Below are 25,472 nucleotides of genomic sequence, written 5' to 3'. Positions count from 1 at the left end.
CCCACGGCGGCTTCTTGTATTACGGGGCCAAAGAATTCGGGCGGGAATTTCCCGGTTGTGTAATAGATTTGAGTTCATGACTGAGAACGCATCGAACACCATCTTGCTGCTCAACGGCCCCAACCTGAATCTGCTGGGCACCCGGGAGCCGGAAATCTATGGCCACGACACCCTGGCCGATGTTGAGCAGCTGGCCCGGGAAACCGCTGCGGCCCTCGGCTTCGAATTGCGCGCCTTGCAGTCCAACCATGAGGGTGTGCTCATCGACGCGATTCACGAGGCCCGCACTACCGCAGCCGGCATCATCATGAACCCCGGCGCATTCACCCATACATCTGTGGCTATTGCCGATGCCATCAGCGGCGTGCAGTTGCCAGCCATCGAGGTGCACATCTCGAACGTGCACAAGCGTGAAGCGTTCCGCCACCATTCCTTCATCTCGCCGGTAGCCAGCTCGATCATCATCGGTGCGGGCGTGCACGGCTACAAGCTGGCGGTTCAGCAGCTCGCGCATTTGCTGGGCAAATAGCCGCAAGCCCTAGCCGGTGACGCAGTCGCCTGTTTTGATGCTGGTGCGCCGATCGCCGCCCAGCTCCATGGCGTTCTCGATCTCTTCGAGGCTCAGGGCGAAGCCGACCTCGTCATCGCTGCGCGACTTGGCGAAGATCAAGCCCACCGCGTCGCCGGATTCATCCAGCAGCGGTCCGCCGGAATTGCCCTGGGCTACTTCCGCGGTGAGCTGGTAGACAGAGATTCGAGATGGGTCCGCGCCATAGATATTGGCAATGGAGACGAAGGCACGGGAAGCGATCAAGGCTCCGCGGATCTGCTGCGGGCCGCCCGCTGGGTGCCCGACAAAGGTTGCCGAGTCGCCGCGCATCAGGTCATCAGCGGCGAGGTCGATAGGCTCTGCCTCCAGCCCTTCGACGTAAAGCAGCGCGATGTCGGCCTTGGGATCGAAATAAACAACCTTTCCGCGGTGAACTTCGTCACCGCCGACCTCCACGGTTGCCGCGCTCAATCCGGCGACCACGTGCGCGTTGGTCATGACCAGCTCGTGGTCGACAACGAAGCCTGAGCCGGTCAGGTTCACACCGCATTGCACCGCGGTACCGGAGATCTTGGCGGCCGATTGGGCAGCGGCCAGCTGCAGGTCGTTAGCTGCCCATTCGGTGTTGGCCGGCGCCTGGACCGGGGGCGCGAAAGGCTCCAGGAATGCGGGGAGGGTTTCGGCGATCACCTTGGAGCGTGCGGTGGAAATCGCGGCATCGACAAACTCGGGTGTCAGGCCACGAATCGAGTCGATCATCTTGGACTTGCTGATCTCCAGCGAAAGCCTTGGAATACCCATGCTTGAAGTGGAAAAGGCCAAGCCACCGATGATTGTGGCGGTAATGAACACCGACAGCACGCCACCGGCAATGCGGTCCGCGGCACGCAGGAAATCGACATTCATCCAGTGGCGGATGCGGGTTGCAATCACCCGTCCCAGAGCTTGCCCGAGAATGATCAGCACGGCTGCGGTAGCTATCATCAGGCCGACCCGCCACCAGGGGTTCGTGGCGAAGGTGGAAACCAGCGGGATGGCGAAGAATGCGGCGACGCCGCCGACAATCAGGCCGAGCATGTCGCCAATGGTCAGCAGAAAACCTCGACGAACTCCAACAACGAAAAACGTCAGCAAAACAGCGCAGATGACTACGTCGAGCCAGCTGAAAATTCCGAGCACCAAGACCCCAGTTCATTCATAAAGTTCGTATAGACCCAAGGTACCCTTAGAAGCTGATGGATTTCTGCGAGCAGATTCGCGAGTTTTAGTCGAATGTGCGTGATTTTCAACATTTTCTTGGTTAAACCACGTGTGGAAACTGTCACATTGTTACCGAATACGGCACAATGAAGTAAGCGCCTACTACTGTTGACAGGAGATTTAATGGATATCGAGGTACTGCGTCGCGCGCCACTGTTTGCGTCGCTTGGTGATGAAGTATTCGCCGCGCTAACCGAAGAATTGACCGAGGTTGATCTCTCCCGCGGCGCATCGGTGTTCCGTGAAGGCGATCAGGGTGACCGTCTGTACTTCATCGTTTCGGGCAAGATCAAGCTGGGTCGCACCTCTTCGGATGGTCGCGAGAACCTGATTGCTGTTCTTGGCCCAGGCGAACTGTTTGGCGAGATGGCATTGTTCGATCCACACCCACGCAACGCAACTGCAACCGCCGTGTCCGAGACCCGCTTGGCGGGCCTGAGCCACGAGAACATGCGCAAGGCTATCTTGAACTCCCCTGAGGTCTCGATCCAGCTGCTGCAGGCTCTGGCTGCACGTCTGCGTCGTACCAATGAGTCCCTGGCCGATCTGGTCTTCTCTGACGTTCCTGGCCGTGTTGCCAAGGCTCTGTTGGATCTGGCTGACCGCTTCGGTCGCCCAGCTACCGACGGCATCCTGGTTGCCCACGAACTGACTCAGGAAGAGCTGGCTCAGCTCGTTGGTGCTTCCCGCGAAACCGTGAACAAGGCTCTGGCCGAGTTCGTGCAGCGCGGCTGGCTGCGCCTGGAAGCACGCGCCGTCGTGATCCTGGATATCCAGCGTCTGCGCCAGCGCTCGCGCTAAACCGCAGTGATGCAAACAGGCCGGGAATCCTTCAAGGATTCCCGGCCTGCTTTGTTTAAGTTCTGCTCTCAGTGCCCGGCAGTAGTCTGCCATGGGCGGGAGGATTCAGCGCTCATGGAGCCAAGGACTTCCAGATAGTAAATGCCATCGCGCACCAGCAGGTCCGGATGCTTGAGATTCAACGAACGGGCCCGCGAAAGGTAGGCGACCACTCCATTGGCCTCCGCCATGGCTTCCAGGATCATTTCCACCGCCGGGTAGCTAATCTCCGAGAGCGCGAGGTTCACTGTGTTGGGTTGGCCAACGCTGTCCCCCAGCTCGCTGGTGCTGCGTTTGGCCAATATTTCCCCGGCGGCACACCAGCGCCCCCATTTGCCTTTGCCGCGCAGCAAGGCAGCCTCCTGGCGGTTGGGCACGGTGGCAGTGAAGTACCAGGTGTCGAAGCGGCGCAGGGCAAAGTTCGGGTTGAGCCAGTGGGATACCGGACGCAAAAGGTCTGTGCGCAAGCCCAGTCCGCGGCGGCGCAGGAATTCGTCGAAGGCCAGGTCCTGTCCGGCGATTGCTTCGCGGGCGGTCATCCAGTCTTCTGCATCGGTCATTTCGACCACGGATTGCTCATCGGTGCCGGCCAGCAGGATTCCGGTCTCTTCGAAAAGCTCGCGAATGGCGCAAACGATGTATGCCTGCGCCAACTGCTGGTCCAGCATGTCCATGCGCTTGGACCATTGGGACAGGCTTGGACCGAACCATTGGTAGGTGGCACGGTCGCTCGCCTCGTGGCTGCCGCCGGGAAAGGCCACGTTGCCCAGTGGGGAGCCCCCGGGGCGATAAGTCAGATAGGTCTCCACGCCGTGGGAAGAATCCCTCACAAGGCAGATGGAGGACGCGCGCCGCGGGGTGCGCGGCGTGCGCGAACCGAAAGAGAACCAGTTTTCGGCGGTGGCAATTTGATGCGGTGGCAAATCAAAGAGCCGGCGCACCATACCGCTGCGCGGCCCCGCCGGGAATGCCCGTCGGGACCGCGCAGCAGGAATCTGGCTTGAATTACTCAAATTCGGCGATGACCTCGACCTCGACAGGTGCATCCAGCGGCAGAACGGCAACGCCGACGGCCGAGCGTGCGTGCAAGCCTGCATCGCCGAGTACCTCGCCGAAGAACTCCGATGCCCCGTTGATGACGCCTGGCTGTCCGGTGAAGTCCGGTGCCGACGACACGAAACCGACAACCTTCACGATGCGCTTAATGCGATCTAGATCACCAATTTCGGCCTTGATGGCGGCTAGCGCGTTAAGCGCAGCGGTCTGCGCCTGGGCCTTCGCCTCCTCGGCCGAAACCTCGGCACCAACCTTTCCAACGGCTGTGAGTTCACCCTTAATCAGCGGAAGCTGGCCAGAGGTGTAGACATAGTTGCCGGTGGTAACGGCTGGCAGGTAGGCGGCTACCGGCTTTGCCACAGCTGGCAAGGCATGACCGAGCTCGGCCAGACGAGCCTCGACACGCGAGGAAGTAGCTTCTTGCATGGGATTTCTCCTTCAGTAAATGTTGTTGCTAGTTACGCTTTCGGACGCTTCATGTAGGCCACTGGAGATGAGCCGTTGGGGCCTGGAACCACGGTTACCAGCTCCCAGCCATCGTCACCCCACTGGTCCAAAATCTGCTTCGTAGCGTGAATCAAAAGCGGCAAAGTGGCGTATTCCCATTTAGTCATACTCGATACGTTAGCGCGTCCTTGTAAACTAGTGGGTATGGCAGCCAAGAAGTCCCCTTTTTTTGATACCGCTACCACCCTGGGAAAAGTCGTTGCATTCTTCGGAATCAGCGCCCTGTGTGGTGTGCTCGCAGCAGGCATGCTCGTGCCCATTGCAGCTATCGCAAAAACCGGTTTGACCACCGGTAACAACATCGTCAGCGCGCTCCCGAGCTCGTTTGAAGAGCTCCCCATCCCGGAGCCTTCCACGATCCTTGACGCTGATGGCAAGGCCATTGCGAACTTCTACCAGCAAAATCGCCAGCCTGTGAAGCTAGATGACATCTCGCCAAACATGCGCAAGGCGATCATCTCGGTGGAAGATGAGCGTTTCTACGAGCACAAGGGCATCGACCCCAAGGGCATCGCCCGTGCAGTAGTTGGCAACCTCACCTCTTCGAGCCGCTCTGGTGCTTCCACCCTGACCCAGCAGTACGTGAACAACCTGCTAGTGAATAACCAGGTGCTCACCGGTTCGGACGAATCCACTGTTTCCGGCCAGAAGGGCTACTCGGATAAGATCCGCGAGCTGAAGTACGCGGTGGCCATCGAGAAGGAAATGTCCAAGGACCAGATCCTGGAGGGCTACCTGAACCTGGTGCTCTTCTCGGGTCGCGAGTACGGCGTGCAGGCTGCCGCTCAGCACTTCTACTCAACCGATGCCAAGGACTTGAACGTGCAGCAGTCGGCCATGCTTGCCGGCATGGTCCAGCTGCCAAACGTCTACAACCCGATCAACAACCCTGAGCGATCCATCGACCGCCGCAACAAGGTGCTGGGCAACATGTACCGCACCGGCGCAATCACCAAGAAGGAATACGACAAGGCGGTGAAGTCGGACCTGGAACTGGATCCGCGCACGTCCCCTTCCGGTTGCACCGCGGCCAAGGAAAATGCCTACTTCTGCGACTACGTCACCAATCTGATCCTTTCCGATGACACCTATGGCAAGACCAAGGAAGATCGCGAAGGCCTGCTGTACCGTGGCGGCTTGACCGTCAAGACCACCCTGAACAGCAAGCTGAACAAGAAGGCCGCCAAGGACGCAGCGAAGGCTATCGATCCAAAGGCCAAGTCCAACACCGACATTTACTCCTCGATCGTTTCGGTCGAGCCGGGCACCGGCAAGATCCTGACCATGGCGCAGAACACCACCTACGGTCCGGAAGTCAAGAACTCGGGCGAGAACACCTATTACAACTTCGCTGTCGAGCGTTCCCTGGGTGGCGCTGGCGGGTTCCAGGGTGGTTCTACCATGAAGCCGTACACCACCTTGGGCTGGCTGTCCGAAGGCAACCGCATGTACGACAAGATCAATGCCAAGAAGCAGGTTTTCGTACCCGGCTCCAAGTGGCGGGCATCTTGCCTTCCCGGAGGAACGACAACTGTTGGTTCTAATTGGGAACCGAAGAATGCATCGCCTGGCTTCTACCGCTCGATGACCGTGGATACCGGCCTGTACTGGTCGATCAATACCGCGACCGTGCAGGAGGCCTACAAGACCGACCTGTGCACCATCGCCGATTACACCAAGAAGCTTGGCGTACTGGATCAGGGCGCCAAGGGCGGCCCTGCCCCGATCTCGCCTTCGAACCCTTCGTTCATCATCGGCTCGGCAGAAATCACCCCGCTGTCCCAGGCCGCCGCATTCGCTGCATTCGCCAACAAGGGCGAGTACTGCGAACCACGCGCCATCAACAGCGTGACCGACAAGGACGGCAACGAGTACAAGGTCAAGAAGGAATCCTGCTCCCAGGAAATCGACCCGACCTACGTTGCCGATCTGAACGGCACCCTGAAGAAGATCGCCACCAACCGCGTCTCCAAGGGCCGCGTCGACGGCCCAATCGCTGGCAAGACCGGTACCAACAACTACGCGTCCTCGACCTGGTTCGTCGGCTACACCACCGGAATTTCCACCGCCACCTGGGTCGGCCGACTCAAGGGCAAGGCCGGCGAAGAGAAGAACCAGATGCACGGCGCGATGGTCAACGACAAGAAGGCCCCTTGGATGGTCGATTCCTCGACCTTCGCCGCCCCGCTGTGGGTGGACTTCATGGAGGAGGCCGTGCACGAATACGAGCGGAACAACTTCGGTTCGGCCCGTCGCCAGCCGCCTCCGCCAAAGCCGAAGGAAGAAGACGATTCCAAGTCCGACTCGGATGAGAAGGACAATGACAAGGAAGAGTCGAAGGAAGATTCCAAGCCTAAGGAAGAATCCTCGCCGAAGCCCGACTCCGATAACAAGGGCAACGGAAACGGCAATGGAAACGGCAACGGCAAGAAGTCCGATGACTAGCTGAATATTCGAAAGGCCGCGTTCAACTTTGGTTGGACGCGGCCTTTCGGTTTAGATTGGCATAGGAGAACTCCACCAGAAGTTGCCTCCGGGCTTGAAAGGACGATGGCACAGAAGTCATGGTTGAACAGAATAATTTCGCTTCGGCATTACGTCATGCCAGCGGTACTGCGGCCCTTGCCGCCACCGGCGCTCTGGCCATCGGCGGAGCTCTGGTGGGCTATGGCATGCTGGAGGCCCAAAAGTTCGGGCTGCGCCACGAATCGATTAAGGTCCTGCCCCGCGGATACGGCGACATCAAGGTCCTGCACCTTTCGGACATCCACATGGTTCCAGGGCAGGAAGCCAAAACCCAGTGGCTGCGCGGTCTGGCTGATCTGAAGCCCGACTTTGTCATCAACACCGGGGATAACCTCAGCCACCGCAAGGCCGTGCCGGCTTTGATCAAGGCGCTGGAACCGCTGATGGCTTTCCCTGGCGCCTTCGTTCCCGGGTCCAATTGCTACTACGCTCCGAAGCTGAAGAACCCGTTCAGGTATTTGGCTCCTTCCACCGGAACTCCCAACCCTGCCCCGCGGGACCAGTTGCCGTTCGAAGAAATGCACCGGGCCTTCGGCGGAGCCGGCTGGATCAACATGTCCAACCGTGCGCATTCCACGGTGCTCAATGGCCTGCGCCTGGATCTTACCGGCGTGGATGATCCGCACATCGACCGGGACCTCTTCGCTGGCTGGCCGCGTGGTTCCTCCTCAAGCAGCCAGGCGCCCCACGTGCGCATTGCGCTCACCCACGCGCCCTACCAGCGGGTTCTTGACCAATTCACCGAGGCGAAGGCTGATGTCATTTTCGCTGGCCACACCCACGGCGGCCAGGTGTGCATCCCGGGCTATGGCGCATTGGTCTCCAACTGCGATCTGCCTACGTGGCGCGCCCGCGGCCTGAGCGATTGGGAATACAACGGCAACACCGTTCCGTTGAATGTTTCCGCTGGCGTGGGCACCTCGCGCTTCGCTCCGATTCGCTTCGCCTGCCCGCCGGAAGCCATCATGGTTACCCTGGCTGCCCGCGACTAAGCCACGAAATTTCTTCGGGTAATCCCCGGTCAAGCACCTTCTTGGTGCTCGACCGGGGATTATTTGCCTCCAATGTGAAGCACTTCTTTCCAATAGTTGCCTATTGATTGAATTATCCCAACTACTGCCGGTAGTCTGTAACTCTGTCAAACTTCTGGACGAATGCGGGGTACCGTGGCTCAAGCTCAACAGGCCGGTTCGAAAGATCCGGTCCCGCTCTCCGCAACACTGAAACGGCTTGCTCCATTCGTCAAGCCGATCTTCCCCCGGCTCTTTTGCGGTTTCCTCTGCGCGCTCGGCGCCGGAATTGTCGCGCTGGCCATCCCCCAGGTGCTCGCCTGGCTGGTCAATGTCGTCCTGCATCGTGATGGGGCAGCCTCGGAGGTGTGGCTCTCTGTTGGCATCGTTGCCGCATTGGGCCTTGTCGAAGCCCTGCTGATCTTCCTGCGCCGCCAATTCGTGCTGAATCCCGCAGCAGGCCTTGAAGCGCAGATGCGCATCCGCTTCTACAAGCACCTGCAGCGCCTGCCCGTGGCGTTCCACGAACGCTGGGGCTCGGGGCAGCTTCTCTCCCGCTCCATGTCGGATCTCTCCTTGTTGCGCCGCTGGCTCGCGTTCGGCGCGATGATGCTGGTTGTTGAAACCGTCACCGTCATCACCGGGCTGGTGCTGATGTTCACCCATTCATGGATCCTGGGACTGCTCTACCTGCTGGGATCTATCCCGATTGCCATCAAGGCCTACCGTTTCCGCAACGACTACCGGGCCGCCAGCCGCCGCAGCCAGGACCAGGCTGGGGACCTGGCCACCGCGGTGGAAGAATCAGTGCACGGCATCCGCGTCATCAAGGCCTTCGGCCGCGGGCCGCATGTCTACGCGGGCTTCAGCGCCCAGGCAAAGTCCCTGCAGGAAACCGAAATAACCAAGGCCAAGACGCTGGCCAGCTTCCTGCTCACCGTCGTTGCGGTGCCTGAAACCATTCTGGGCATCGGCCTGCTGATCGGCATTGCCCAGGTCGCCAACGGCACGCTGAGCGTCGGCTCGCTGGTGGCCTACTTCGCCATCGCCGCGGTCATCGCCGGCCCCGTCGAGGGCATGGGAATGCTGCTGGGCATGACACTGAGCACCAAAACTGCGCTGGACCGCCACTTCGAGGTCATGGATTCAATCAATGACATCGATTCCCCCGCGCAGCCCCGGGTCCCTGCAGAACGCGATGGCAGCGTGAAGCTGGAGCATGTGCGCTTCGCCTACCCGGATACCGCCGGTACCCACCGGCCGATCCTGGCCGACATCAATCTGGAGATCCGTCCCGGGGAAACCATGGCCCTTGTCGGCATCACCGGTTCGGGCAAGTCCACCTTGCTGAACCTGGTTCCGCGCCTGCATGAAGCGACCTCCGGCGAGGTGCTCATCCACGGACAGGACGTCAAGGACTGGGACCTCCAGGAACTGCGAACCGAGATCGCCGTGGCTTTCGAGGACACCACCTTATTCTCCACCTCCATCCGCGGCAACGTGCTGCTCGGCGCCCCGGAAAGCCTGGATGAGCAGCAGCGCGAAGCCCTGCTCGCCGAAGCCCTGGACGTCGCCCAGGCGCAGTTTGCCTACGCGTTGCCCGAAGGGGTAGACACCTTGATCGGCGAGGAAGGCCTGTCGCTATCGGGCGGGCAGCGCCAGCGCATCGCCTTGGCCCGCGCCATCGCAGCGCGCCCGAGCGTGCTGGTCCTCGACGATCCGCTGTCCGCCCTGGATGTGCGCACCGAGGAACTGGTCACCGAGAGGCTGCGCGAAGTCCTGGCCGGAACCACCACGCTGATCGTGGCCCACCGGCCCTCGCCCGTGATGCTCGCCGACCGCGTGGCGCTGCTGCGCGATGGCCGCATCGACGCGGTGGGAAGCCACGCCCACCTGTTGAGCACCAATGAGCATTACCGATTCGTCATCGCCAGCCTGGATGACGAAGACCAGCCAGCCACCGTGGAGGTCTCCCGATGAGCAAGCCACTGGGCGTCGCCAATGAAGACGCCATCAAGCTCTCTGCCGCCGAACGCAAGGTCGTGCGGCAACGTTCCTTCCGGCTGCTGGCCTCGCTGGCCGTGCCGCAGAAGAAGCTTTTCGTCCTCACCGTGGTGCTGGTGCTGTTCTCCAACGCGGCACGCGTGCTGCTTCCGGTGCTGATCGCCTTCTCGATCGACTGGACCCTGCCGCAGGTGCGCGAAGGCAACTGGGGTGCCCTGGGGATGACCGGGGCCGGATACATCGTGTGCGCCGTGCTCAGCGGTGTGCTGCTCTCCTGGTACATCACCAGCGCGGCGAAGATCTCCCAGGCGATGCTCCTGGATCTGCGCCAGCAGGTCTTCCGCCATACCCAGCGGCTGAGCCTCGAATTCCACGAGAACTACACCTCCGGGCGGATCATTTCCCGGCAGACCTCCGATCTGGAAACGCTGCGCGAGCTGCTCGATCAAGGCGTCTCGGAACTGGCCTCCTCCTGCGTGTTCGTGGTCTTCACCCTGGTCTCGATTTTCTTCCTCGACTGGCGCAGCGGCCTGGTGGTCTGCGTGGCCGTCCTTCCGGTAGCGATCCTCTTCTTCTGGTACCAGCGCCGCTCCGAGCTGCTCTACCGCGAATCCCGCGTGGTCTCGGCCAAGGTCATCTCCACCTTCGTGGAAACCATGACCGGCATCCGCGCGGTCAAGGCCTTCCGCCGCGAGGAAGCCAACGACGCGAACTACTCGGATCTCGCGGAGCAGTACCGGGTGAACTCGGTGCGTTCCTTCAACCTCTTCGGCGTCCTGCAGCCGGGACTGGTCCTGATCGGCAACCTGACGGTGGCGGCATTGCTCGCCTACGGCGGATTCCGCATCATCGACGGCACCATGCAGGTCGGTGCGATGGTGGCCATCCTGCTGGCCTCCAAGCGCCTGTTCCAGCCAGTCGAGCAGATCGCCATGTTCTATTCCTCGCTGCAGTCGGCCACCGCCGCCCTGGAGAAGGTTTCGGGGCTGCTGGAGGAAGAACCGACGGTGCGCGAGCCTGCGGCCCCTCGCACCATCCGCAAGGTGGCCGGCGAGCTGGTCTTCAAGGATGCGGTCTTCGGCTACGGCGAGGGCCCGGTGATCATGGAGGAATTCGACCTGCGGATCCCGGCGGGCCAAACGGTGGCCGTGGTAGGCCAGACCGGTGCCGGCAAGTCCACGCTGGCCAAGCTCATTGCCCGCTTCTACGACCTGCGTTCGGGCACCTTGGAACTGGATTCGGTGCCGATCAACGAGCTGTCGAACAAGGAACTGCGCCAGCACGTGGTGATGGTCACCCAGGAGGCGTTCCTCTTCTCCGGATCGGTGGCCGAGAACATCGCGCTGGGCCGGCCGGGCGCCTCGCCGGAGGATATCGAGTACGCCGCCCGTGCGGTCGGCGCCCACGAGTTCATCTTGGATCTGCCTGAGGGCTACGGCACCGACGTGAACAAGCGAGGCGGACGGGTCTCGGCCGGCCAGCGCCAGCTGATTTCCTTTGCCCGCGCCTTCCTTGCCGATCCTGCGGTGCTGATCCTTGATGAGGCCACCAGCTCCCTGGATATCCCTTCGGAACGGGCAGTGCAGCGCGGACTGCAAACCCTGCTGGGCAACCGCACCGCGCTGATCATCGCGCACCGCCTGTCCACCGTGCAGATCGCGGACCGCGTGCTGGTGGTCCACGATGGCAAGATCACCGAGGACGGCACCCCAGCGCAGCTGATTGCCGATGAGGGGCGCTTCGCGGCCCTGCACAAGGCGTGGAAGGACTCGCTGGTCTGATCCCGTCCAGGACAGCGCAAAGCCCTCCGCAGATCACTTCGATCAGCGGAGGGCTTTGCCGTGCGTGGTTGTTCTTCGCCTGCGCCTAGGCGCTGAAGACCTGGCCGGTGAGCCGTTCGTAGGCCTCGATGTAGCGGGCACGGGTCTTCTCGATGATTCCGGCTGGCAGCTGAGGCGGTTCTTCGCCCGAGTTCTTGTCCCAACCCGATTCGGCGGAGGTCAGCCAGTCGCGGACGAACTGCTTGTCGAAGCTGGCCTGCGCCTGGCCCGGCTTGTAGGATTCGGCATCCCAGAAACGCGAGGAATCCGGGGTCAGCACCTCATCGCCCAGGGTGATCTCGCCGGTGGCCGGATCAGCTCCGAACTCCACCTTGGTATCGGCCAGGATGATGCCGCGCGCGCGGGCGATCTGCTCGGCCTGCTCGTACAGGGCCACGGTCTTCTCCCGCAGCGCCTCGGAAACTTCGGCGCCAACGCGTTCCACGGTCTGCTCGAAGGAGATGTTCTCGTCGTGCTCCCCCACCTCGGCCTTGGCCGATGGGGTGAACAGCGCCGGTTCCAGGCGCGAGCCATCCACCAGTCCTGCCGGCAGTGGCAGCTCGCACACGGTCTGCGAGGCCTTGTACTCGGCCAGGCCCGATCCGGTCAGGTATCCGCGGGCGATGCACTCGATCGGGTACATCTCCAGCTTCTTGCACACCATCGCGCGTCCGGCCACCTCGGCTGGAACATCGGTGGAGATGACATGGTTGGCGAAGTCGCCCAGCTGCTCGAACCACCAGAGGCTGAGCTGGGTCAGCACCTTGCCCTTGTCCGGGATTTCGCTGGCCAGCACGAAGTCGTAGGCGCTGATGCGGTCGGAGGCCACCACGAGGACACGGTCGGTGCCTTCGAAGCTGGCGCCCGCAGGCACGTACAGGTCGCGTACCTTGCCCGAGTAGTAATGGTCCCAACCTTCTAGGTCGAGCACTTCAGTCTGGAATCCTGCCATGAGTTCTGTAGTCCTCTACTTGCTTTCGTTGGCGATGGCGATTTCGCCGCGTTCGGCCTTCAACGCAATGTCGGTGCGCGACTGGGCACCGTCCCAGCTGATCTCGGCAACCCCGGCGTACGCTGCGGCGCGGGCCGCGGCGAGGCCATCGCCCAGGCCCACCACGGCCAGTACGCGGCCACCGGAAACAATGATGTTCCCTTCAGCATCCGCGGAAGTTCCGGCATGCATCACGTGCACGCCGTCAATTCCGTTGGCTGCCTCCAGCCCGGAGATCACCGCTCCCTTGACCGGGGTGTCCGGGTAGTTCTCGGCGGCGATGACCACATCAACTGCGGTCTGCGCGGACCAGGTCAGCTGCTCGGCATCATCGAGCCGGCCCTTGGCGGCAGCCAGCAGCACACCGCCCAGCGGAGTCTTCAGCCGGGCAAGGACAGCCTGGGTTTCCGGGTCGCCGAAGCGGGCATTGAACTCGATGACGCGGATGCCGCGCTTGGTGATCGCCAAGCCGCAGTACAGCACGCCGGTGAATGGGGTGCCGCGCTTTTCCATTTCGCGCAGGGTCGGGTAGGCGACGCGGTCCATGACCTCGTCGACGAAGCTCTCCGGCAGCCATTCCAGCGGCGAGTAGGCACCCATGCCACCGGTGTTCGGGCCTTCGTCGTTTTCGAAGATGCGCTTGAAGTCCTGTGCCGGGGCCAGCGGAACAGCATGCTTGCCATCGCAGATGACAAACAGGGAAACTTCTGGGCCATCGAGGAATTCTTCGATCACTACGGTTCCGCCGGCGGCAAAACAGGCTTCTGCGTGCTCCAGCGCTTCGTCGCGATCGCCGGTGACCACGACGCCCTTGCCGGCGGCCAGGCCATCGTCCTTGACCACGTACGGCGCACCGAAGTCATCCAGCGCGCTGGCGGCTTCCTCGCGGTTGGTGGCCACATGGGCCATGGCGGTGGGAACCTCAGCGGCAGCCATGACTTTCTTGGCAAAAGCCTTGGACGCTTCGAGCTGCGCGGCAGCCTGGGTCGGGCCGAAGACCGGGATCTGCGCTGCGATCAGCGCATCGGAAACACCGGAAGCCAGCGGCGCTTCGGGGCCGACGACCACCAGATCGCTGCCCAGTTCCCGGGCGAGCGCGACGACTGCGGCAGGATCCTGCGCATCGATCGCGTGGGTAGTGACGTCCTGTGCGATACCGGCGTTGCCGGGGGCGCAATGAACTTCGTTGACGTAGGGGTCTGCACTCAGTGCACGGACAATTGCATGCTCACGGCCGCCTGGGCCAATAACCAGTACCTTCACCCGGTCGAGTTTACCGGAGATCCAGCGGGTCAACCGCGTCTATGACGCGCAGGCATTAGCCGCAGGCCCCGTCCATCTGGCCGCCCGCCTGGCACCGGGCCGAGGGGCGAATTCGGCGCCAGCAAGCCCAAAGCCCCCTGGAAGTCTTCGGCACAGCATCATGCCGGCATCCAACCGGCGCTGCGTTGGCTGAACTAGAGTTGGCATGGCTGGATTTCTCGGTTTTCCAGATCCACAGTAGATGCCCAGCGCACGCAAATATGACGTTTCTCCGTCATTGAGAGAAAGTGGAATCGACCCATGGCAATCAAACGGCGCGTTGATGAAACCGCTGGCCGAGCGGCCCTGCGCGAATGGTCCGGAACCACGCAGGGACAAGGAAAAATAGCCCGCCCGGTGCTCGCCACCGCGGTGCGCTTTTCGCTGGAGGAGCTGGCCTCCCGCGCCGAGGGCAACTCGGTCGAGGTACGCGTTCCGCCCTTCGGTGTGACTCAGTGCATAGCGGGTCCCCGGCACACCCGCGGAACACCTCCGAATGTAGTCGAAATGCCTGCTGAGCTCTGGCTTTCCCTTGCTACTGGGCGTATCGGCTGGGCCGAGGCCTTGCAGACTGGGCAATTGCATGCTTCGGGACTTAGGGCAGACTTGTCAGCGCACCTACCACTTATTGAGTACCCTTAAGGGTATGGAGCAACACCCCGCTACCCCGTCTTCTGCCGATCAGAGTGTTGAAGTGCATATTCACTCGTCGCCCAAGTTCTGGCCGTTCATTTTGACTTTCGCGGTCCTTGGCGCGCTAGCCGGTCTCATCATTGGCCTGCTTGGCGAACCATCGCAGGATTACACCCGCACCTCGGCGTCCGGATTCTTCGCCATATTCGGTGCAGGCCTGGGCGTAGGCATCGGCGCATTGGCGTATGTGATTGTTGATCGCGTGACCTCACGCAAAACCACCAAGCATCTGGCAGTTCCTCTGGCCGAGGACACTGACTCCAGCGGACTACAAGGCTAGGCAGCTTTTCTCCTGAATTAGAAGAGCAGGCGGCCGCGCACCTGGCCGCCACCCACCACATTTTTGGTCGGTGTCGACCAACTGGAACATGAGAGAATAACCAACATGGCGCGTGGCGATGGATTCTTAAATCACGACCTGCTTCCAAACGAAAAGGGGCCGCAGGATGAATGCGGCGTTTTTGGCGTTTGGGCTCCTGGCGAAGAGGTCGCAAAACTCACCTATTACGGCCTGTATGCCCTGCAGCACCGCGGACAGGAATCCGCTGGTATTGCCACGAGCGACGGTGCGCGTATCAACGTCTACAAGGACATGGGCCTGGTCTCCCAGGTGTTCGACGAGAATACGCTGAACTCCATGGCCGGCCAGCTGGCTATCGGCCACTGCCGCTACTCGACCACCGGTGCCAGCCACTGGGCCAATGCGCAGCCGACTTTGGGCCCGACCCAGGCCGGTACCGTCGCCCTGGCCCACAACGGCAATCTGACCAACTCCGCTGATCTGGCCGATATGGTCTCCGCCAAGCAGCAGGCCGAAGGCGGCAAGGTCCGCGGCGAACTCGCCCAGGGCAACACCACCGACACCGCCTTGGTCACCGCCTTGCTGGCCGGTTCCGAAGGCCAGTCGCTGGAAGAAACCGCGCTGGAGCTGCTGCCGAAGATCGAAGGCGCCTTCTGCTTCGTCTTCATGAACGAGGACACCCTCTACGCAGCCCGCGACCCGCATGGTGTTCGCCCCCTGGTCCTGGGCCGGCTGGACCGAGGCTGGGTTGTTGCTTCGGAGCAGCCTGCACTGGCTACCGTTGGCGCCTCGTTCATCCGCGAAATCGAACCCGGCGAAATGATCGCCATCGACGAGAACGGCGTGCGTTCCACCCGCTTCGCCGAAGCCACCCCCAAGGGCTGCGTCTTCGAGTACGTCTACCTGGCTCGTCCCGATGCTGCCATTGCCGGCCGCTCGGTCTACGAATCCCGCGTGGAAATGGGCCGCCAGCTGGCCCGCGAGAACAGCGCGGACGCGGACATCGTGATCCCGGTTCCGGAGTCCGGCACCCCGGCCGCCATCGGCTACGCCGAGGAATCGGGCATTCCATTCACCCACGGCTTCGTGAAGAACGCCTACGTGGGCCGTACCTTCATCCAGCCATCGCAGACCCTGCGCCAGCTGGGCATCAAGCTCAAGCTCAATGCGCTGGAAACCGTGCTGCGCGGCAAGCGCGTCGTGGTGGTGGATGATTCGATCGTCCGCGGCAACACCCAGCGCGCGGTGGTGCGCATGCTGCGCGAGGCCGGTGCCGCCGAGGTGCATGTGAAGATCTCCTCGCCTCCGGTCAAGTGGCCTTGCTTCTACGGCATCGACTTCGCCTCGCGTGCCGAGCTGATCGCCAACGGCGCTGCCGTGGCTGAGATCGCGACCTCCATCGGCGCGGACTCCTTGGCCTACATTTCCGAAGACGGCATGATCGAAGCGACCCGCCAGCCGCGCGAGCGCCTGTGCACCGCGTGCTTCACCGGCGAGTACCCGATCGCCTTGCCGAACGAGGAGCGCCGCGGCAAGAACCTGCTGGAGCGCAGCAACCAGGGCGGCTGCGAGCCAGGTCCTGATGCCGAGTTCGAAACCAACAGCTAATCCCCTCCACGATCCCAACCATCTCGTTGCAAAGGGCGCCGGAAATGCGGCGCCCAGAACAGAAAAGGAACCGACTGCCATGAGCGGCAATGATCAGCAGCCAACTTCCATCACCTATGCCGGTGCCGGCGTTGACGTTGAGGCCGGTGACCGTGCCGTTGAGTTGATGAAGGGCGCGATCAAGGCAACCCACACCGCGGGCGTTGTCGGAGGGGTCGGCGGCTTCGCCGGGCTCTTCGATGTATCGTTCCTGACCGGTTACAAGAAGCCGTACTTGGCTACCTCCACCGACGGGGTAGGCACCAAGGTTGCCATCGCCCAGAAGCTGGACATCCACGACACCATCGGCCAGGACCTGGTCGGCATGGTGGTCGACGATATTGTCGTGGTGGGCGCCAAGCCTCTGTTCATGACCGACTACATCGCCACCGGCAAGGTCGTCCCGGAGCGCATCGCGGATATCGTGCGCGGCATCGCGGAAGGCTGCAAGCTGGCCGGCACCGCGCTGGTTGGCGGCGAAACCGCGGAGCACCCGGGCCTGCTAGCCGAGGACGAATACGATGTTGCCGGTGCTGCTACCGGTGTCATCGAAGCTGACCAGCTGCTGGGCCCGGAGCGCGTGCGGGCCGGCGACGTCGTCATCGGCATGGCGTCCTCGGGCATCCACTCCAACGGCTACTCGCTGGTGCGCCGCGTCATCGCCCACGCCAAGTGGGAGCTGGAACGCGAAGTTGCAGAGTTCGGCAAGACCTTGGGCGAGGAACTGCTGGTTCCGACCCGCATCTACACCACCGCTTGCCTGGATCTGGTGGGCGAGCTGAACGACGGCGAGAACTTCGGCGTGCACGGCTTCAGCCACGTCACCGGTGGGGGCCTGGCTGCCAACCTGGCTCGCGTGCTGCCCCAGGGCCTGATGGCCCGTGTGGACCGCTCGACCTGGTCCCTGCCAGCAGTCTTCTCCACCATCGCCCAGCTGGGCAACGTGCCACAGCCTGACCTTGAGCGCACCCTGAACCTGGGTGTGGGCATGGTTGCTGTTGTTGATCCAGCTGTAGCTGATCGTGCCGTAGAGCTGCTGAACAAGGCTGGCATGGGAGCTTGGGTCATGGGCGGCGTCGAGAATATCGATCCAGCGGCAGCCGATGCCGGACTGGACTACGTCCAGGGAGCCAAGGGCGTTGACGGCGGCGCAGTGCTGCTGACCGGCAACTACGCCAAGTAGTACTCGCAGGATCCGCTTCCTTGCCGATGCGCCGCACTGATCCCAGTGCGGCGCATCGGTTCTTTAACGCCATCGCCATGCGAATGGGGATGCAGGGTTGACCGGAGCCCTCTTGCCCGGCTTCCAGGCGCCAGGCAATGCTGCCGGTGGTGCTGCACCAGTGCGAGCTTCCTGCCGGGCTGAGTGCCCAGAGCAGCATTTGGCACGCTTCATTGGTGTCCCTTGCGGGACGAAATACCGGCCTGCTAGTCCAGTTGCTTCAGGGCGTGCTCCAAAGGCACACGCCAGCGCCAGGTTGCTTTTTGTTCACCGCGGACGTGGCCGTTGGTAATCAGCGCCACCGGCAAATCCCGCTTGACGAAGTTCAACAGGATCTTGTACCCGCTCATCACTGCAAGGGAGGAGCCCAGCACCAAGAGCGATGTGGATTCCGCTTCCAGTGCCGCAATGCGTTCCTTGCGTTCAACCGGAACGTTCTCGCCGAAATACACCACATCAGGCTTCAGGGCCAGCGAGCCGCAGCTCAAGCAGGCCACCATGTTGAACCGGTCAACCAGATACTGGGGCAGCTCCACATCCCCATCGGGGTTCACCGCGCTGGGGTCGATTTCCACGGCTTCCAAATAGCCTTCGTTGGCCGCCTGCAGGCGCAGATCAAAGTCATTGCGGTTCTCGCTGTACCCGCAGTCCAGGCAGCGGACGATCGACAAGTCGCCATGGACCGGAATGACCCGTTTGGATCCGGCCTGCTGGTGCAGCCCGTCAACGTTCTGCGTAATGATTCCACTGAGTTTCCCGTGCTCTTCCCACTGCACCAAGCGCTGGTGAATGTGGTTAGGCTCGGCTTTGTCCATATGGCGCCAGCCGACGTAGCCACGGGCCCAATAGCGCTGCCGGGCTTCAGGACGGAATCGGAATTCTTGATAGGTCATCGGCCGGTGGCGCTGCAATGAACCGTTGGGTCCCCGGTAGTCGGGGATTCCGGAATCGGTAGAAACACCGGCTCCGGTGACCACCAGGACCCCGCCAGCGGAAAGCATTTGGCGCACCCCGGCACGCGCTTCAGCTTCCGGGGATTCAGGTGCCTGCTGCTCGACAATGCGCTGCATCGACCGGATGGCCGAATGATGCGCCATCTGGATGGATAGCTCTTCTGGAGTGCTCACGTTCCACCTAACAATTACTGGGCACGACAAAGGCCGCAACGACTAAAAGCTAATTTAGCTTAGTCGCTGCGGCTTGTCGCAAAATGTACTGAAGAGCTGTACCACTCAATGCTTAAGGTGTGGCACTCTGAGCCAAGGACTCCCGGCGTCAGAAGACGAGGCTACTCGTCTTCGTCATCTCCCGAGTACTTCTTAGTCAGCTCGTCGTATTCCGAATATTCTTCGTCATACGATGAATCATTACGCTCAGTGTTCTGAGCATGATGATCGGACTGAACGCCCAACTCGCGTTCAAGTGCCGAAAGGTCAGTGGACGGCGAGTAGTACTTGATATCTCGCGCCTGACGCTGTGCTTTAGCCTTTTGACGGCCGCGCCCCATGGCGTGACCCCCTCTTTTCAGTAGAGTCGGGAGGTGGTCCACCTTGAAAAGATGAAGGCCCCCGAATATGTGATCAGTTCTTTCGTAATTAAAGGTTAACACGATTCACCGGCGAGCGCTGAATGCAACACCCTCCGAAACCGCTAGACTGTCGATTAGTCCAACGACTATGTATTGAGCCGGCGAGCGATCGCCCGACCCAACCACGAAGGAGCTCAACAGGTGGTGGAAAACAATCTGCCCGAGCCGCAGGCGGCTTTGCCGCCATTGCAGCCAGAACCGGAGAAGCCCAAGCGTCAAAGTGCCCAATGGGCCTTGATGATTGTCGCCGTTCTCGCACTGGCCGCGGCAGTGGTTTTCGTGGTGTTGAGACTAGTGGATCCCCCTGCTTCGCCAACTGCGAACAACGTGGAGCGCAACGAGAATCCAGGCCTCGACGGCATTGTTGCCACCGAGATGCCTCCAACCCAGTTGGAGCAAGGCGACTGCCTGCGCGGATTCAATTCACCACTGGATCCGCAGACGGTCGTAACCTGTGATTCCTCCCACAATGCCCAACTGATCGGCATCTTCCAGGTCACTGGCGAGGAGTACCCGGGAGCCAACGTGCTGCTCACCCAATCCGAAGACCTGTGCAAATCGGTGTCACTGGATCCTCGTGCAGGGCTGGACTCCACCTGGACCTATCACTTCTCGCGTCCCTCGGAGAGCACCTGGGGCCAGGGCGACCGCACCGTTTCGTGCTTCCTGAGCCTGTCCGAGGGCGACGTCCGCAACTCATTGCTGCCAGAGGGCTCTACGGATGGAGAATCGGAGAACTCCGAAGAGGAGCCGTCCAAGGCACAGGAGACCACCGACAGCTAAGTCTGCGTTCAGGAAAAATGGCGAGGGCATGAACGGGATTCCATCCGTTCACGCCCTCGCCATTGCCAGGCTCCTAGGCCTTCTTGGCAACTTTGAGCTTGTCGCCAACTTCGTCCAGGGTGACCCCTACAGTATCCCCGTCCTGCACCGTTCCAGCCAGGATCTCCTTGGCCAGCCGGTCTCCGATCTCGCGCTGCACCAGGCGGCGCAGCGGACGAGCGCCGTAGGCAGGATCGTAACCGGTCAGGGCCAGCCAATCGCTGGCGGCCTGATCCACCTCCAGGTTCAAGCGGCGGTCGGCCAAGCGCTGTGCGAGCAGGTCGATCTGCAGCTTGACGATGCTGCCCAGCTCTTCGATGCTCAATGGGTCGAAGAGGATGACCTCATCGAGACGGTTCAAGAACTCCGGCTTGAACGATGCATTGACCACGCTCATCACCGCTGACTTCTTGGCCTCGTCTTCCATGCTCTGGTCCACCAGGAACTGGGAACCCAGATTCGAGGTGAGGATCAGAATGGTATTCCTGAAGTCCACGGTGCGGCCTTGGCCATCGGTCAGCCGCCCGTCATCGAGCACCTGCAGCAGGATATCGAATACTTCCGGATGCGCCTTTTCCACCTCGTCCAGCAGAATCACCGAGTACGGGCGGCGGCGCACAGCTTCGGTCAGCTGCCCGCCCTCTTCATACCCTACGTAGCCCGGAGGGGCACCGACCAGGCGCGAAACCGCATGCTTCTCCGAGTATTCGGACATGTCGATCCGCACCATCGCCCGTGGATCATCGAAGAGGAAGTCAGCCAGGGACTTGGCCAACTCGGTCTTGCCGACACCGGTAGGACCCAGGAACAGGAAGGATCCGGTAGGCCGGTTCGGGTCGGCAATGCCGGCGCGGGTACGGCGAACGGCGTCAGAGACAGCGGCAATAGCCTGCTTCTGCCCCATCAGGCGCTGCCCGATGATTTCTTCCATATCCAGCAACTTCTGGCTTTCGCCCTGCAGCATGCGCCCGGCCGGAATACCGGTCCACGCCGAGATGACTTCTGCAATGTCATCCGCGGTGACTTCCTCGGCAACCATGGTGTGCGTATCGGCCTTATCGGCTTCGGCAGCTGCCGCCGCATCCAGTTCCTGCTGCAGCGTTGGGATCTCCCCGTAGAGCAGGCGAGAGGCCTGCTCCAGGTCGCCCTCGCGCTGGGCCTTGTCGGCCTGGCTGCGTAATTCGTCGAGCCTGACCTTCAGGTCGCCGACGCGGTTCAAGCCAGCCTTCTCGGCTTCCCACTGGGAGTTCAGCGCGTCCAGCTGTTCCTTCTTGTCGGCCATGTCCTTGCGCAGCGCATCCAGGCGTTCCACCGAAGCTGGATCCGTTTCATCGGACAGCGCCAGCTCCTCCATGGTCAGCCGGTCCACCTCGCGGCGCAGCTCATCGATTTCCTCCGGAGCCGAGTCGATCTCCATGCGCAGGCGGCTAGCGGCCTCATCGACCAGGTCGATGGCCTTGTCTGGCAGCTGGCGGCCGGAGATGTACCTGTTGGACAGCGTGGATGCTGCCACCAAGGCGGAGTCCGCAATGGAAACCTTGTGGTGCGCCTCGTAGCGCTCCTTCAACCCACGCAGGATGGCAATGGTGTCATCCACGCTGGGCTCACCGACATACACCTGTGCGAAGCGGCGTTCCAGGGCGGGATCCTTCTCGATGTTCTCGCGGTACTCGTCCAAGGTAGTAGCACCAATCAAGCGCAACTCGCCGCGGGCGAGCATTGGCTTGAGCATGTTCCCCGCGTCCATGGCGCCTTCGGAGGCTCCGGCGCCGACCACGGTGTGGATCTCGTCAATGAAGGTGACAATCTGGCCGTCCGAAGCCTTGATCTCTTCCAATACCGACTTCAGCCGCTCTTCGAATTCGCCACGGTACTTGGCGCCGGCGACCATGGCGCCCAGATCCAGCGAGATCAGGGTCTTGCCACGCAGGGATTCCGGCACGTCGCCCGCGATCATGCGCTGGGCAAGCCCCTCAACTACAGCGGTTTTGCCAACGCCTGGCTCGCCGATCAGCACGGGGTTGTTCTTGGTTCGGCGGGAGAGCACCTGGACCACGCGGCGGATCTCGCGGTCGCGGCCGATGACTGGATCCAGCTTGCCCGAGCGCGCCAGGGCGGTCATGTCGGTGCCGAACTTCTCCAGGGACTGGAAGGTGGCCTCCGGATCCGGATTATCGACCTTGCGGTCGCCGCGGATGGTGGGCAAGGTGCCCACCAGCAGTTCGCGGGTGGCCCCGAATTCGCGCAACGCGTCGCCGGCCTTGGTCTGGTCTGATGCCAAGGCGATAAGCAGGTGCTCGGTGGAGACATAGGTGTCCCCCATTTCTGCGGCAGCCGCTTGGGCGTTGCTCACAACCTGCAGCAGCTGTCGGGAGTACTGGGCTTGGGCCACTGAACTGCCGGAGCTGGAAGGCAATGCGTTGATGACAGCGCTTGCCTTGATCGAAAGCGCGTCGACATCCAATCCGGCGGTCTTCAGGAGGGCGACTGCGACGGAGTCGCGCTGGTCCAGCAAGGCCTTCAGCAGGTGCGCAGGTTCAATCTGCGGATTGCCTGCGGTTGAAGCGTTCATCCCGGAAGCCGAGAGGGCTTCTTGGCTCTTAGTGGTGAGTTTGGTGTCCACGCGCATCCTTTCTCTAATTGGGTGAACCCATAAACTTGAGTGTACTTAACTCAACTCTACTCGCACTCTTCGTATTCCAGCTAGAGCAAGATTTTCGAAAGATTTTCCATTTCACTTGCCCCAGAGGCAAAATACCTTGTCACTGACGATTTGCCGACTTAAGATAAGGCATGGCCAACCCGGATTCCAAAGACATTTTTTCACTGACCCACGATGATATGGTCCAAGTTTTCATCGATCAGCACCGGCAGATGCTGCTTTCCTGCACCGGCGGACTGAGTGAAGCCGAAGCCAGATTGAAGTTGGTTGAATCCAAGACCACGCTGCTCGGGCTGGTGAAACATGCGATCTTCGTGGAACGGGTCTGGTTCGGTGAAGCAGCCACCGGCCGGAGCCGTGCAGAGCTGGGCATTGCCTCTTCGCCCAGCAAATCATTCGACTTGGAGGCTTCCGACACCATCGATTCGATTCGGCACGAATATGCCCAAGCCATCGAACTGTCGCATCAAGCAGTCGAAGGCAAAACAGGAGATGACGTCTTCTCAGGCAACCGGCGTGGACCGCTGCCGCTGCGCTGGATCCAGCTGCATATGCTGCGTGAACTGGCACAGCATTGCGGACACGCAGATATCCTGCGTGAACAAATCCTGGCCGCGCGGAAATAGCGTGCCGCCCTCAACCGGTAGACTCCGGGCATGCCATTAGAACTCCACCCGCTTCCCGCTGAAGAATTCCATTCGTGGATGGCACGAAGTACCGCCGAGTACGTATCGGACCTTGTTGCCGCTGGCAGTTCCCAGCACAAGGCGCAGGAAGATGCAGACCGGGCCATGACCCGGGCCTTTCCCACCGGATTGCCAAGTTGCACCAATGCGGTATTCACCCTGGAGCATGGCATTTTCGGCGATGTGGGCTATGTCTGGATCGGCCACGACACCTCAGACGATCCGGCTTCATGGTGGGTTTGGGACATAGTTGTCGACCCCGGGCACCGCGGCAAGGGGTTCGGACGCCAGGCCATGAATTTGGCCGAAGAATACGCCCGTGCCCACGGCGCACGTACCCTGGGGCTGAATGTGTTCGGATTCAACCAGAGCGCTCGCGGCCTCTATGAATCGCTTGGATATGAAACCACCAGCATCAAGATGCACAAGTCGCTCTAGCAGCGCCTAGTTCCTGCCCCTAGCCCACGTTGCTCCAAGCAAAGTGCATTCTTCGAATTGCTATTGACGCCTACCCAACTGCACAAAGACAAAGTACATTACAGATCATCATGACATCCACGGACCAAGATTTTTCCAGAAGCATCGCATCAGGATAAGCTGGTAGAACGTAAGGGAGTATTCATAATCGTTGAATCCGTCAATACGCAGGACTTCATGGTCCTGCCGGGTTTTGCGGCCAGCCCCGGGGTCGGTGAAGAGACTTACTCAGATGCGTTCGCGCGCTACTTACGAAAGCAGGAATCCCTATGGGAGTTTCCCCTATGATTTGGGGCATCACGATTGTCGTGATTCTCGCCCTTCTGGCCTTCGACTATTTCTTCCACATCCGCAAGGCCCACGTTCCATCGCTGCGTGAAGCAGCGATCTGGTCCAGCATCTATGTTGGCTTGGCCCTCGTTTTCGGTGTGCTGGTGCTGGTCTTCGGCGGAATCGACATGGGTGCCGAGTACTTTGCCGGCTACATTACCGAGAAGGCCCTGTCGGTCGACAACCTGTTCGTCTTCCTGATTATCATCGCCAGCTTCCGCGTACCCCGCGAAGACCAGCAGAAAGTCCTGCTCTTCGGCATCGTCTTCTCGCTGATCGCACGTACCGCCTTCATCTTTGTCGGCGCGGCGCTGATCAACCAGTTCGCTTGGGTCTTTTACCTGTTCGGCCTGATCCTGCTGTTGACCGCAGGCAACCTGCTGAAGAAGGATGACGAATCCGATGAGGCCAACAACTTCATCATCCGGATCGCCAAGAAGCTATTCCACACTACCGACAACTATGACGGCGACAAGCTGTTCACCAAGATCGATGGCAAGAAGGTCCTGACTCCGATGCTCCTGGTCATGGTGGCCATCGGCGGTACCGATATTCTCTTCGCTCTGGATTCCATCCCTGCGATCTTCGGACTCACCCAGAACGTCTACATCGTGTTCACGGCTACCGCCTTCTCGCTCATGGGACTGCGCCAGCTCTACTTCCTGCTCGACGGATTGCTGGACCGCTTGATCTACCTGTCCTACGGGTTGGCAGCAATCCTGGCATTCATCGGCGTGAAGCTGATCCTGCATGCACTACACGAGAACAACTTGCCATTCATCAATGATGGTGAGCACGTGATGGTCATTGAAATCAGCACCGGCCTGTCGCTGAGCGTCATTATCGGCGTCCTGGTGCTGACAATTCTCGCTTCGCTGTTCAGCAAGGCAGGCAAGGCCCAGACTGCCATCGGCAACCTGCGCCGCCATGCCAACAGCTACAACGACCTGAGCTACACCTCGGACGCGGTCGAACGCGAACGCATCTACCGCGCCTTGGTGGAGGAAGAAGCGTATGTGAAAACCATGGAAAAGAAGTACCGCGACAAGGCCAAGGACGTGGACAAGATCCGTGTCGAGGTCGCCGAAGCGCACCGCCAGCACGATGAGTACCTCAAGAGCTGATCAGGTTCGTACATAAAGCGAATGGCTGCCAACCCCATCAAGGGTTGGCAGCCA

Annotated in this window: 22 protein-coding genes; 14 read left to right on the top strand and 8 right to left on the bottom strand. The window is 61.1% G+C overall.

What is annotated here, in order from left to right; translation table 11 throughout:
- The first annotated feature begins 76 nt into the window (after positions 1–76).
- A complete protein-coding gene (gene aroQ, locus ACNPN0_RS02110) occupies positions 77–529 on the top strand; it encodes a type II 3-dehydroquinate dehydratase (protein WP_105656979.1) in 453 nt (150 codons plus the stop codon).
- Positions 530–538: 9 nt separating this feature from the next.
- Here aroQ and ACNPN0_RS02105 read toward each other — a convergent pair whose 3' ends face one another.
- Complete coding sequence (locus tag ACNPN0_RS02105) at positions 539–1,729, bottom strand: MarP family serine protease (RefSeq protein ID WP_286134139.1); 1,191 nt, start codon at positions 1,727–1,729, stop codon at positions 539–541.
- A gap of 204 nt (positions 1,730–1,933) precedes the next feature.
- Between ACNPN0_RS02105 and ACNPN0_RS02100 the strand changes: the two genes are divergently transcribed.
- A complete protein-coding gene (locus ACNPN0_RS02100) occupies positions 1,934–2,611 on the top strand; it encodes a Crp/Fnr family transcriptional regulator (protein ID WP_022874282.1) in 678 nt (225 codons plus the stop codon).
- A gap of 68 nt (positions 2,612–2,679) precedes the next feature.
- Here ACNPN0_RS02100 and ACNPN0_RS02095 read toward each other — a convergent pair whose 3' ends face one another.
- Positions 2,680–3,594 (bottom strand): NUDIX hydrolase, encoded by a 915-nt coding sequence (locus ACNPN0_RS02095; protein ID WP_105656981.1) that lies wholly within the window; start codon positions 3,592–3,594, stop codon positions 2,680–2,682.
- A gap of 61 nt (positions 3,595–3,655) precedes the next feature.
- Positions 3,656–4,132 (bottom strand): RidA family protein, encoded by a 477-nt coding sequence (locus ACNPN0_RS02090; RefSeq protein WP_105656982.1) that lies wholly within the window; start codon positions 4,130–4,132, stop codon positions 3,656–3,658.
- A gap of 225 nt (positions 4,133–4,357) precedes the next feature.
- On the opposite strand from ACNPN0_RS02090, the gene ACNPN0_RS02085 reads away from it, so the two are divergent.
- From ACNPN0_RS02085 to ACNPN0_RS02070, 4 genes are all read left to right on the top strand, one after another.
- Positions 4,358–6,658, top strand: a complete 2,301-nt coding sequence (locus tag ACNPN0_RS02085) for a transglycosylase domain-containing protein (protein ID WP_448937614.1) — start codon at positions 4,358–4,360, stop codon at positions 6,656–6,658.
- 119 nt (positions 6,659–6,777) lie between these two features.
- Positions 6,778–7,731: a metallophosphoesterase gene (locus tag ACNPN0_RS02080; protein WP_448937613.1), complete on the top strand. Its 954-nt coding sequence runs from the start codon at positions 6,778–6,780 to the stop codon at positions 7,729–7,731.
- Between the two features lie 174 nt (positions 7,732–7,905).
- Positions 7,906–9,729 carry an ABC transporter ATP-binding protein gene (locus tag ACNPN0_RS02075; protein ID WP_448938839.1) on the top strand — a complete coding sequence of 608 codons (1,824 nt, stop codon included), beginning with the start codon at positions 7,906–7,908 and terminating at the stop codon, positions 9,727–9,729.
- On the top strand, positions 9,726–11,534 hold the full coding sequence (locus ACNPN0_RS02070) for an ABC transporter ATP-binding protein (protein WP_400341982.1): 1,809 nt from the start codon (positions 9,726–9,728) through the stop codon (positions 11,532–11,534). The genes ACNPN0_RS02075 and ACNPN0_RS02070 overlap by 4 nt, the downstream gene beginning before the upstream one ends.
- Positions 11,535–11,619: 85 nt before the next feature.
- Here the strand turns inward: ACNPN0_RS02070 and ACNPN0_RS02065 are convergent, their stop codons facing one another.
- A complete protein-coding gene (locus tag ACNPN0_RS02065) occupies positions 11,620–12,525 on the bottom strand; it encodes a phosphoribosylaminoimidazolesuccinocarboxamide synthase (protein ID WP_332498200.1) in 906 nt (301 codons plus the stop codon).
- A gap of 15 nt (positions 12,526–12,540) precedes the next feature.
- Positions 12,541–13,827, bottom strand: coding sequence for a phosphoribosylamine--glycine ligase (gene purD, locus ACNPN0_RS02060; protein ID WP_448937611.1), 1,287 nt, complete (start codon positions 13,825–13,827; stop codon positions 12,541–12,543).
- 300 nt (positions 13,828–14,127) lie between these two features.
- On the opposite strand from purD, the gene ACNPN0_RS02055 reads away from it, so the two are divergent.
- From ACNPN0_RS02055 to purM, 4 genes are all read left to right on the top strand, one after another.
- Positions 14,128–14,508, top strand: a complete 381-nt coding sequence (locus ACNPN0_RS02055) for a sterol carrier family protein (protein WP_105656988.1) — start codon at positions 14,128–14,130, stop codon at positions 14,506–14,508.
- Positions 14,509–14,560: 52 nt separating this feature from the next.
- Entirely contained in the window at positions 14,561–14,839 is a 279-nt protein-coding gene (locus ACNPN0_RS02050) for a hypothetical protein (protein ID WP_181148810.1), read from the top strand.
- A gap of 105 nt (positions 14,840–14,944) precedes the next feature.
- A complete protein-coding gene (gene purF / locus ACNPN0_RS02045) occupies positions 14,945–16,468 on the top strand; it encodes an amidophosphoribosyltransferase (protein ID WP_105656990.1) in 1,524 nt (507 codons plus the stop codon).
- Between the two features lie 79 nt (positions 16,469–16,547).
- On the top strand, positions 16,548–17,690 hold the full coding sequence (purM, locus tag ACNPN0_RS02040) for a phosphoribosylformylglycinamidine cyclo-ligase (RefSeq protein ID WP_332485915.1): 1,143 nt from the start codon (positions 16,548–16,550) through the stop codon (positions 17,688–17,690).
- Between the two features lie 245 nt (positions 17,691–17,935).
- Here purM and ACNPN0_RS02035 read toward each other — a convergent pair whose 3' ends face one another.
- Both ACNPN0_RS02035 and ACNPN0_RS02030 read right to left on the bottom strand, forming a co-directional pair.
- Complete coding sequence (locus ACNPN0_RS02035; protein ID WP_133833708.1) at positions 17,936–18,826, bottom strand: Sir2 family NAD-dependent protein deacetylase; 891 nt, start codon at positions 18,824–18,826, stop codon at positions 17,936–17,938.
- Positions 18,827–19,017: 191 nt separating this feature from the next.
- Complete coding sequence (locus ACNPN0_RS02030; RefSeq protein ID WP_105657086.1) at positions 19,018–19,236, bottom strand: DUF3073 domain-containing protein; 219 nt, start codon at positions 19,234–19,236, stop codon at positions 19,018–19,020.
- A 222-nt stretch (positions 19,237–19,458) separates the two neighbouring features.
- On the opposite strand from ACNPN0_RS02030, the gene ACNPN0_RS02025 reads away from it, so the two are divergent.
- Positions 19,459–20,100 carry a septum formation family protein gene (locus ACNPN0_RS02025; protein WP_133833565.1) on the top strand — a complete coding sequence of 214 codons (642 nt, stop codon included), beginning with the start codon at positions 19,459–19,461 and terminating at the stop codon, positions 20,098–20,100.
- A gap of 73 nt (positions 20,101–20,173) precedes the next feature.
- On the opposite strand, the gene clpB is transcribed toward ACNPN0_RS02025, so the two are convergent.
- A complete protein-coding gene (clpB, locus tag ACNPN0_RS02020; RefSeq protein ID WP_105657087.1) occupies positions 20,174–22,762 on the bottom strand; it encodes an ATP-dependent chaperone ClpB in 2,589 nt (862 codons plus the stop codon).
- Positions 22,763–22,932: 170 nt separating this feature from the next.
- On the opposite strand from clpB, the gene ACNPN0_RS02015 reads away from it, so the two are divergent.
- The 3 genes from ACNPN0_RS02015 to ACNPN0_RS02005 all read left to right on the top strand — a co-directional run bounded on the left by ACNPN0_RS02015 (position 22,933) and on the right by ACNPN0_RS02005 (position 25,418).
- On the top strand, positions 22,933–23,427 hold the full coding sequence (locus ACNPN0_RS02015; protein ID WP_133833563.1) for a DinB family protein: 495 nt from the start codon (positions 22,933–22,935) through the stop codon (positions 23,425–23,427).
- Between the two features lie 30 nt (positions 23,428–23,457).
- The gene (locus ACNPN0_RS02010) at positions 23,458–23,925 is read left to right on the top strand and encodes a GNAT family N-acetyltransferase (protein WP_448937610.1); all 468 of its coding nucleotides are present in this window, start codon (positions 23,458–23,460) and stop codon (positions 23,923–23,925) included.
- 308 nt (positions 23,926–24,233) lie between these two features.
- Positions 24,234–25,418, top strand: coding sequence for a TerC family protein (locus tag ACNPN0_RS02005; RefSeq protein ID WP_105656995.1), 1,185 nt, complete (start codon positions 24,234–24,236; stop codon positions 25,416–25,418).
- The last annotated feature ends 54 nt before the right edge of the window (positions 25,419–25,472 follow it).

This window comes from Glutamicibacter sp. AGC84, from assembly GCF_053543575.1.
This window is presented reverse-complemented; position numbering and strand designations above follow the sequence as displayed.